Genomic DNA, 8,564 nt, shown 5'->3' on the forward strand with positions numbered 1-8,564 from the left:
TTCTGCCTCGGCTTTTTCCTCTGCTTTTTCCTCGGCTTTTTCCGCTGCTTCTGCCTTCTCTGCTTTTGCTTTCGGCTCTTCTTCTTCCCCTTCTTCCTTTGATTTAGCTTTAGCTTTTACGGCGGTGGAGATTTTGGAGGCCATACTTTGCTCAAATATCTCTCCCAGGGTAACTCCCCCTTCTCCCTGGTTCTTCAGGTAGCTCCTTATTTCCTGTTTTTGGTAGAGTTTATCTGCTTCCTTGAGGCTGAGAATCATTCGTCGTTCAGAGGGTTTGATCTCTATAACTTTGACCTTGACCTTTTGTCCCACTGAGACCACCTCAGAAGGAGAGCTAATCTTTTTATCGGAAAGTTCTCTTAAGGGGACAAGTCCTTCTATGCCGTCCATTAAGTGGACAAAGACATAAGACTTGACCACCTTTATTACCTTTCCTTCAATAATATTACCTATCTTAAACTTTTCTTCCACCTCTAACCAAGGATCAAGTTTGGCCTGCTTTAGAGAGAGGGATATTCGTTCCTGGTCTTTATCTATCCGTAATACCATTACTTCCACTTCATCTCCCACCCTAATTATCTCTGATGGATGCTTTATCCAGCTCCAGGACATCTCTGAGAGATGAACAAGGCCGTCTATCCCGCCCAAATCTATGAAAACTCCGAAGTTAGTTATCCGGGCCACCTTGCCCTTACGGATCTGCCCTTCATAGAGATCATTCAAGATGGCCGCCTTAAGGGACTGTTCTTCCTCTTCTAAAACCTTTTTCTGAGATAAAACCACCTTGCGGCGTGAGCGATCAATTTCCAGGACCCTCAATCTGAGCGCTTCTCCAATGTATCGGTCCAGATCCCTTATGGGCCGTCTCTCTATATGAGAGGCCGGCACAAAACCTCTGAAACCGAGATCGACCAGCAGCCCACCTCTTACCTTTTCTACGACGGTGGCTTTAATCACCGCCTGGTCATCATAGGCCTTTTGAACCTTGAGCCAGGTTTGCTCGAGATCGGCCCTCTTTTTAGAGAGAAGAAGATTACCCTCCTTATCATCCGCCTGGATAACAAAGACATCAATCCGGTCACCCACCTTGATAACCTCATCAGGAGAAGAGAACTCCTTATGGCTTAATTCTGCCCGAGGAATAATACCTTCTGATTTCCGCCCTACATCAACCAACACACTATCTGCATCTATCCGAACTACTGTTCCGGAAAGGATCTGTCCTTTGGTTAAGCTTTTGATGGTTTCTTCATAAACGCTCCAGTCGTGCTTTTCCTCTGGCGCTTCTTCTACGACAGGTTTAGCGACCTCTTCTTCCAGCTCTACCTTTGGTAATACTTCTTCCTCAATCCCTGTCAATTCTTGACCGGCCATCTCATCCAATAACCTGACCGGCAGGCCCTCTTCTACTATTTTTTCCTTTTCTCGTTGCTGATACTGAACTTCGCTTAGTTCTTGACCTAAAAACTCATCCTCATTAAGTAATCCTTTTAAATTATTCATTCTAACTAACACCCCTGTTTAATGTTCAATTATCAATTAATAATTAGGCGATGTTCATCATTTCGGCTATTTATCGAATTGCGAATCTCGAATTGCGAATCGCAAATCTATTTTTTAATTCGCAATTCGCAATCCGCGATTCGCGATTAATCCGTAAATGGCCGAAACAATGAACAAGGCCAATAATTAATAATTGTTAATTGTTAATTTAGCGGATTTGACCGTATTGGCCAAAAGCATAGTGATGGTCATTGGTCCCACACCACCTGGAACCGGAGTAATGGCTCCGGCGATTTTACTTACTTCATCAAAATCAACATCACCTACCAATCCCTCAGGAGTCCGATTAATCCCTACATCGATAACGGCCGCTCCAGGTTTAACCATATCAGACGTGACAAATTTGGGCCGGCCAATAGCCGCTATTACCACATCAGCCTCCCTAACCACCGCCGGCAGATCCTTCGTTCGTGAATGACAGATAGTCACGGTGGCATTCTTGGACAAAAGCAGTAGGGCAACCGGTTTGCCGACAATATTACTTCTCCCGATTACTACTGCCTTAGCTCCTTTTAGTTCGATATTACTCCGGTCAAGAAGCTCAATGATCCCTGCCGGCGTACAGGGAAGGAAGAGCTTTTGAGTTTTCATATCCTCAAAATCTTTCACCGTTACCATCCGGCCGATATTGACAGGATGGAATCCATCAACATCCTTAGCCGGAGAGATGGCATTCAAAACCCGGGATTCATCTATTTGCCCGGGAAGCGGCAACTGGGTCAAAATACCGTGGATCTTCGGATCATTATTTAGGTCTTCGATCAGTTCCAGTAATTCTTCCCCAGAGGTATTTTCAGGTAAGGTATGCTGTTTGGAATAAATACCCACCTTCTCACAGGCCGTAGTCTTATTCCGAACGTATACCTGAGAAGCCGGGTTCTCCCCCACTAATATAGTGGCCAGCCCGGGTCTAATTCCGGATTGAGTCAGTTCAGCTATCTCTTGAGTTAGCTCCTGTTGAATCTGCTGGGAGATAGCTTTGCCATCAATGATCTTAGCTGACATCTATTCACCTCCTTTCGATTTCGGATTTCGAATTTTTTCCCCCAGCCGCCACCAGTTCCTTCGCGTGCCCCCAAATAGAATGTAACTATTCAGGCAGATAGGCTGAAGACTGAAGGCTGAATAGTTACGTTTTATTTTGGTTACCCTCAATTCATTCCGCAATCTACATTCCACCATCAAAGAATATTTCCCAGCACCTCCTCCATCGTCTCAACTGCCTTACTCTGGGCAGGAAGTAAGCGCATTGGCCTTCCCGTCAAATCATAATCGAAGATCATTTCATCCTGGGGGATAAGCCCGGCGATCTCCACCCCTTGTTTCTCTACCCGGGAAAAAAACTCTGCCGGCAGGTCTCCATTCACTCGATTAATAAGCACTGCCTCCTTTCTAACATCAAGTTTAAGTTCGACAATAAGATCTTTTATCCGCCCAATGGTCATTACCCCTCTTACCGAGGGATCGGATACGATAAAGAGTAGGTCGACATGCTGGGTTGTCCGCCGGGAGAGATGTTCCATCCCGGCTTCAGAATCGATCACCACATATCGATAATTTTCAGAGATAAGGTCAATATATTTCCGGAGGATATGATTGGCGTAGCAGTAACAACCAGGTCCTTCAGGCCTGCCCATCACCAGGAGATCAAAGCCTTCAGCTTCCGTAACCGCTTCCTGGATCCGCAGCTCGATATAATTTTCCTTGTTCATACCAGGGGGAATCTGATCTATTTTCCCCATGACTTCTTCCCGGATAATGCCGACCGGTTTTCCGGCCTCTATGCCTAAGACCTGATTGAGGTTGGCATTGGGGTCGGCATCAACAGCCAAAATGGGACGGCGCCCTTTTTCCAATAAATACCGAATAATAAGGCCGGAAATAGTCGTCTTACCTGTGCCGCCTTTACCTGCTACTGCAATCGTGAAAGCCATAGTGTTTCTATTCTATCATAATTTTTAAAGAATGCAACTAAAAATTTTGGCCTATGGGCTCGTTAACCTAAAGGGACCTAAGGGACCTAAGGGACCTAAGGGACCTAAGGGACCAAAGGGACCTAAGGGACCTAAGGGACCAAAGGGGCTATTGGCTATTGGCTATTGCCTCTTGGCTTGGTCCTTTTGGTCCTTTTAGTCCCTTTGGTCCTTTTAGTCCTTTTGGTCCTTTTAGTCCCTTTGGTCCTTTTAGTCCCTTTGGTCCTTTTAGTCCTCTTAGCTATTGGCTCTTGGCTATTGGCTCTTGGCTAACCTCCGGGCCAACCGGGCCGTAGTTTGAGGGAAACGGGTCTCATCCGTATGGGGTAGAAACAGGGCCGAGATATATTCATCCATAAATCCAGGGTGGTCTGAAAGCTCCACATTGGTCATCATCCGGGCGATTTGGTTTGATTGCTTATAACTGTCTCTACAGTAAGCCGCCATTGAAGCGCCCAGAAGGGATCCATTGCCGATAAAGAAGATCTTTTCCACCGGTACCTCAGGCAATAAACCTATCGTTACGGCCCGATGGACTTCTACGTGATAACCAAGATTCCCGGCGATAATGATTCGATCCAGGGCTTCAACTCCAAGCCCCACCGCCTCTAAAAGGACGGAAATGCCCCCATAAATAGCCCCTTTAGCCCGAATAAGATTGTCAATATCGGCCTCGGTAATAACGATATCCTGACCAATAGCTGTTTCATCCGCCCAGGCTAAGACATATTCGGTTGTTCGATTATATTTACGAATCCTGGGACTTTCCAAGTCAGGGTTGAATTTCCCTCGCTGATTAATTACCCCTGTTTCCAATAGTTCAGCCACAATATCCATTAAGCCGGTGCCGCAGATTCCTTTGGGCGGCTTATGTCCGAAGGTAAGGAGAACAGGCTCCAGGCTTTGATCATCAATCTTAATCTGCTCAATCGCCCCTAAATCAGCCCGCATGCCGTGTTTTATTCCACCCCCTTCAAAGGCAGGACCGGCGGAACAAGAGGCGGTCATTAACCAGTCCTGGTTACCCAGAACCACTTCCCCGTTAGTCCCTAAATCAACGTAAAGGGTAAGGGCTTCTTCCTTAAATATTCCGGTGCCCAGGATGCCGGCGGTTATATCTCCTCCCACATAACTCGACACAGAGGGAAGAAAATAGGCTTGAGCGCCAGGAGAAAGATCAAGATTAACTTCAGAGGCGGCAATAGCGGGAAGAAGAGTTGCCGTCGGGACATAAGGGGTCTCCCTGATATATTTAGGGTCTATCCCCAGAAGGAGGTGAATCATGGTGGTATTGCCGGCGATCATTAGATAAGAAATGGCCTCTGTTTTTACCTTAGATTCGGCCACAAGTCGATGGATAATGCCATTGATGGTTTTAACCACCAGGTCCTGAAGTTTTTTTAGTCCGTCTCCCCGTTGAGAAAAAACAATACGACTGATAATATCTTCTCCACAAGCAATCTGGGCATTATAATCAGAGGCCTGAGCCGCCATCCTGCCGGAGGCAAGGTCGATCAGTTGACCATAAATAGAGGTCGTTCCCACGTCTACAGCCACACAGAGGTGCCGGCCTCGTGTATCTCCCGGTTCAATATTAATTATCCTGACCGGCTGAGAAGTTCTGAGCAAGGTGAGGGTAACTTTAAACTCGTTTTTCCGAAGGATTCCGGCTAAGCTCTGAAGAAGGGATAGGTCCGGGTGAAATTCTTCTATTCCCTGAGTAAGGCGCAAGGCTCGTTTAAGACGGGATAAATCATCTATGTTATCGGCGGCCGAAGGCGGTTCCAGCTCCAGGAAGATCTTTTCAGTCATAGGCAGGGAGCACCAATCTTGAGATAGGATACTCAACCTTTCCGGCGTGAGCATTCGCCGGTCTGTTTTTTCTTTTTTTGGTTCAGCCAGAATGCGGCGGTCTCCGAGCCTGGACTCAGGAGGGATATCTACTAACAGATCACTCATTACCCAGCTCAGGCAGGCCAGATGATACCCGGCGGCTAATTCTTCCCGGGTTAGTTTAGAAGATACCTCAGTTTTAATTTCTCCTTCTTTCAGAAGAATCCGGCACTTGCCACAACTTCCGTTTCCTCCGCAGGAAGAGGTGATATAAATATCCGCGGCAATAGCCGCCCGCAGAAGATTCCCCCCTTCAGGGACATCAATAGACTTATTATAAGGATAGAAAGTGACTTGATATTGCTTCATTTACGGATTAATCGCGAATCTCGAATTGCGAATCGCGAATCTATTTTTTAATTCGCGATTCGCAATTCGAGATTCGCGATTCGATAAATGGCCGAAACGATAACCATCATCTGAAATTCGGATTATTTAGGGTCTATTTTACCATAAAGGTATGGAATAGGTCAAGGTAAAATTGCCTTTGAGGCGATTGTCCAGGTCGAAACTTTTCTCTTGTAAAATTCCAAAGATTCTGGTATATTATGGGTAGCCTGGTATTTGCCATCCGTTGGCCGCAATAATCAGTACCGACTACCCGATCACCTAAATGATCTCGGGGTTCTCTGGGGTCAGGCCGTTAATGGGAGGGACGTGGAAAAATTAAACGAGATAGCTTCATCGAAAAACCAGCCCGTGGTAGAAGGAATTGATATTTACAAATCTTACCCCTTCAAGAGAGGCAGCTTACCTGTCTTAAAAGGGGTGAATATTGCGGTAAAAGAAGGCGAGGCCGTAGCGGTAGTTGGTGTCTCTGGGGCAGGCAAAAGCACCCTTCTTCATCTCCTGGCGGCCCTGGACAGACCGGATAAAGGTAAAATTACCTTGAAGGGCCATGATCTGGGGAGTCTATCTGACCAGCAGTTAGCCGAGATAAGAAATCAACGAATAGGGCTTATCTTCCAGTTCCATCATCTCTTGCCCGAATTTACGGCCGTAGAAAATTGCTTAATGCCTTCTCTGATTGGCCGAAGAAAAAGAACAGAGGTAAGAGATAGGGCCAAAAAACTTTTATCTCAGGTAGGATTATCTCACCGCCTGGAGCACAAACCCGGTGAATTATCCTGCGGGGAACAGCAGCGAGTAGCCATCGCCCGGGCCTTGATCAATAACCCGGAACTTATTCTGGCCGATGAGCCAACCGGAAATCTGGACGAAGGTAATTCCAGGGAAATATATGAACTTCTCTTAGGCTTAACCAGAGATGGTGGGCATAGCTTGTTGATTGTTACCCATGATCGAGAGTTGGTTAAAGAAGTAAATAGAGTGGTCGAGCTGAGTCAGGGGAAGACGGTAGAGTTGTAATCCGCAATCCTTAAGGGGGTGAATAATGGGACTCAAGATTTATCTTGATGGGAAGTTAGTTCCGGAAGAGGAAGCCAAGATATCTGTTTTTGACCATGGGCTTCTTTACGGAGATGGGGTTTTTGAGGGGATAAGGTCTTATAATGGCCGGATATTTAAGCTGGCTGAACATTTAAATCGTCTCTATGCTTCAGCCCGGGCTATTATGCTTGATATCCCTCTTTCCAAAGAAGACTTAACCCAAGCCATTATTACGACGGTGCGGGCCAATCAGATTCGGGATGGTTACATCCGCTTAGTGGTCACCCGGGGGATAGGTGATTTAGGGCTTGATCCCCGAAAGGCGGTCAACCCTTCCATCTTTATCATTGTGGATAAAATAACCCTTTATCCTGAAGAATATTATATAAACGGTTTAGAGGTGATCACCGTACCTACCAGGCGGAACTTTCCTGAAGCGATAAATCCATGTATCAAATCCCTTAATTATCTCAACAATATCTTAGCCAAAATTGAGGCTAATATGGCGGGAGTTCTGGAGGCAGTGATGCTTAATGCCGATGGATTTGTGGCCGAATGCACCGGAGATAACATCTTTATTGTCAGGGAGGGGACACTAATCACTCCACCTACTTATCTGGGAGCCCTGGAAGGGATAACCAGAGATACCGTGATACAACTGGCTAAAGAGATGAATTGTCCGGTCAAAGAAGAACCCTTTACCCGATATGACCTTTATACTGCCTCTGAATGTTTTCTGACCGGAACAGCGGCTGAAGTGGTTCCTGTAATAAAAATAGATAGCCGTAAAATAGGTGATGGAAGACCAGGACCAACCACCCGGAAACTTATAGAAGCCTTTCACCAATTGACCCAGACGACCGGAACATCGGTCTACTGAGGGCGGATGGTGGATTTCGGATGGCGGCATAAAAACCTTCCATCGGTAATCCGAATTCCGAAATCCGAAAGGGAGAAATAGGATGCTGTGTCAAGATTGTCAAGAAAGAGAAGCCTCTATTCACTATACCCAGATCGTCAATGATCAAAAGACCGAATTTCATGTTTGTGAAGAATGTGCCCAGAAAATAGGGCTGTTAGGGGACGAAATTCAGTCCCCTTTTCTCCCAGCTAATCTTTTGGCCGGACTGGTGGCGGACATTGATGCCAAAATGGCTAAGCAAAGGCGCCAGGTCGGTGAAAAAGAGAAGGAATGTCCTCACTGTGGGCTTAGCTATACTGCCTTTAAAAAAAAGGGACGCCTGGGCTGCAGCAACTGCTATCAGGTCTTCAAGGAAGAACTAACCCAGATTCTCCGCAAGATACACGGCCATATTCAGCATGTGGGTAAGAGCCCGGTTAAGATATCAGAGGAAGTTCAAGCCGGAAGAGAAGTTCAGAAGCTAAGAGAGGCTCTTTCCCGGGCTGTCCAAGCTGAAGAATTTGAAGAGGCTGCCCGGCTGCGGGATAAGATACGTGAAATAGAAAAGGAGCTGACCACCAATTAATAATTATCGTAACTACTCAAGCAAATAGGCTGAAGGCTAAAGGCTGAAGGCTGAAGGCTATTGAACTTCAGCCTTCAGTCTATTTACCTAAGTTTAAGGTAACCGTTCAGGGGGTAATGAAAGTTGAAGGGGAATTTTTGTAACTATTCAGCTTTTAAGGCATAAAGACACAAAGATTACCAATAATAGCACACGGATTACACGGATGAGACGGATTGACACGGATAAAAATTTATTAGAAAAAATCCGTGAGAATCCG

At 46.1% G+C, this 8,564-nt stretch carries 7 protein-coding genes; 3 read left to right on the top strand and 4 right to left on the bottom strand.

Annotated elements, in window-relative coordinates:
• The 4 genes from rpsA to AB1797_10920 all read right to left on the bottom strand — a co-directional run.
• On the bottom strand, positions 1-1,503 hold a 1,503-nt coding region (gene rpsA, locus AB1797_10905), incomplete at its 3' end, for a 30S ribosomal protein S1 (GenBank protein MEW5768111.1).
• A gap of 186 nt (positions 1,504-1,689) precedes the next feature.
• A complete protein-coding gene (gene folD, locus AB1797_10910) occupies positions 1,690-2,568 on the bottom strand; it encodes a bifunctional methylenetetrahydrofolate dehydrogenase/methenyltetrahydrofolate cyclohydrolase FolD (protein ID MEW5768112.1) in 879 nt (292 codons plus the stop codon).
• 176 nt (positions 2,569-2,744) lie between these two features.
• Positions 2,745-3,497 carry an AAA family ATPase gene (locus AB1797_10915; GenBank protein MEW5768113.1) on the bottom strand — a complete coding sequence of 251 codons (753 nt, stop codon included), beginning with the start codon at positions 3,495-3,497 and terminating at the stop codon, positions 2,745-2,747.
• A 294-nt stretch (positions 3,498-3,791) separates the two neighbouring features.
• Positions 3,792-5,738 carry an ASKHA domain-containing protein gene (locus AB1797_10920; GenBank protein MEW5768114.1) on the bottom strand — a complete coding sequence of 649 codons (1,947 nt, stop codon included), beginning with the start codon at positions 5,736-5,738 and terminating at the stop codon, positions 3,792-3,794.
• A gap of 348 nt (positions 5,739-6,086) precedes the next feature.
• Between AB1797_10920 and AB1797_10925 the strand changes: the two genes are divergently transcribed.
• The 3 genes from AB1797_10925 to AB1797_10935 all read left to right on the top strand — a co-directional run bounded on the left by AB1797_10925 (position 6,087) and on the right by AB1797_10935 (position 8,305).
• Complete coding sequence (locus AB1797_10925) at positions 6,087-6,797, top strand: ABC transporter ATP-binding protein (GenBank protein MEW5768115.1); 711 nt, start codon at positions 6,087-6,089, stop codon at positions 6,795-6,797.
• 25 nt (positions 6,798-6,822) lie between these two features.
• Complete coding sequence (gene ilvE / locus AB1797_10930; protein MEW5768116.1) at positions 6,823-7,698, top strand: branched-chain-amino-acid transaminase; 876 nt, start codon at positions 6,823-6,825, stop codon at positions 7,696-7,698.
• Between the two features lie 82 nt (positions 7,699-7,780).
• Entirely contained in the window at positions 7,781-8,305 is a 525-nt protein-coding gene (locus tag AB1797_10935; protein ID MEW5768117.1) for a UvrB/UvrC motif-containing protein, read from the top strand.
• Positions 8,306-8,564 lie beyond the last annotated feature (259 nt).

Source organism: bacterium (assembly GCA_040753085.1).
Classification (GTDB): Bacteria; UBA9089; JASEGY01; order JASEGY01; family JASEGY01; genus JASEGY01.